The 1,290-nt window shown below is 68.8% G+C and carries 1 protein-coding gene; it reads right to left on the bottom strand.

Annotation, left to right across the window (positions count from 1 at the left end):
* Positions 1 to 16: 16 nt before the first annotated feature.
* The gene (locus ACGFYN_RS48185) at positions 17 to 1,051 is read right to left on the bottom strand and encodes an IS110 family transposase (RefSeq protein WP_393872286.1); all 1,035 of its coding nucleotides are present in this window, start codon (positions 1,049 to 1,051) and stop codon (positions 17 to 19) included.
* Positions 1,052 to 1,290 lie beyond the last annotated feature (239 nt).

Below are 1,290 nucleotides of genomic sequence, written 5' to 3'. Positions count from 1 at the left end.
ATAGCGCCTCTGTGTGTCAAGCGGCCTGAGCGAGATGGTTCCGTTGGTCGCGTTTCATGATCCGGTAAACCACGTTGGACAAGCGCCGTTTGAGAGCTCGGCGGGCCTCTGCCGGCGTCTTTCCCTCCGCGATCTTGCGGAGGTAGTAGTCCTGTCCACGCCCCCCGTCGCGGATCTGGCAGACGGCGATGACGTGGAGTACGGAGTTCAGCGCGCGGTTGCCGCCGGTGTTGAGCCGGTGGCGGACGTTGTTGCCGCTGGAGGCGTCCAGGGGTGCGCTGCCGGTGTAGCTGGCGAAGTGGTGCTCGGTGGGGAAGCGGCTGACGTCGCCGACGTGTCCGATGACCTTGGCGGCCAGCACGGTACCTAGGCCAGGCAGGGTTGTGAGCGTGGTGCGGGTCGCGGCGAGAGCGTCGCGCATCTCGGATTCGTTGTCCTTGACCTGCCGGTCCAGGCGGCGCAGATCGGCCAGCAGGTCACGGGCTATGTCCCGGCGGCAGGCATCGGTGGCCGTCGCTGGCCGGATGCTCTTCATCGCGGCGGCCGCCTTGTCGGCCGACAGCCCGGCGGATACACCGCCGGGCAGCAGGTCGCGCAGCACGGCGTGCAATCGGTTCAGCACGCGGGTGCGTTCGTGGACCAGATCGTCGTGCCGTTCGGTCAGCAGCCGCAGGATCGTGGTCTGGTCTTCGGGCGTGACGATCCGCAAGTCGCCACGGAACAGGGCTGCTTGAGCTACGTGGAGGGCGTCGGCGGCGTCGGTCTTGCGGTCGCCGCCGGTGGCCAGCAGCCGGGCCCGGGCCGACAGGGTGGAGGGCACGTCCACCACGTTCTCGTCCGCGCCGGCCAACTGCTGGGCGAGCGTGCGGCCCAGGCCGCGGGCGCCTTCGATGGCGAAGCGGCGTTCGGGCCACTGCTCGCACCAGCGCAGCAGCTGGCGGAAGGTGCCGGCGTTGACGACGAACCGGCGTTGAGCCAGCTGGTGGCCCGCTGCGTCGATGGCGACGGCGGTGTGGGACGACTTGTGGGGATCGACACCGATCAAGATCACGGGCTGGCCTCGCACTCGCTGAGACAGGGAAGGAAGTGCGGTGGGCACCCTGACTCGAAGTCACTGCGTCACCTTCATGCCTCTGTCGAGCCACACCGCGCGGGTGCCGGTCGGCGGCGGCACGCTATCAATGAGCCAGCCCGAGGGCGGCAAGGAGCACTGCGGGCCCATGCCGACCAGCACCCTGGACGCTACGACCGCGAACCGTGCGCCTGGGCTCGATTGAACAAGTCAGGAGC

Source organism: Streptomyces sp. NPDC048419, assembly GCF_043200415.1.
In the GTDB taxonomy this organism is placed as follows: domain Bacteria; phylum Actinomycetota; class Actinomycetes; order Streptomycetales; family Streptomycetaceae; genus Streptomyces.
The sequence above is the reverse complement of the archived record's forward strand: the minus strand, read 5'-3'. Positions and strand labels throughout refer to the sequence as shown.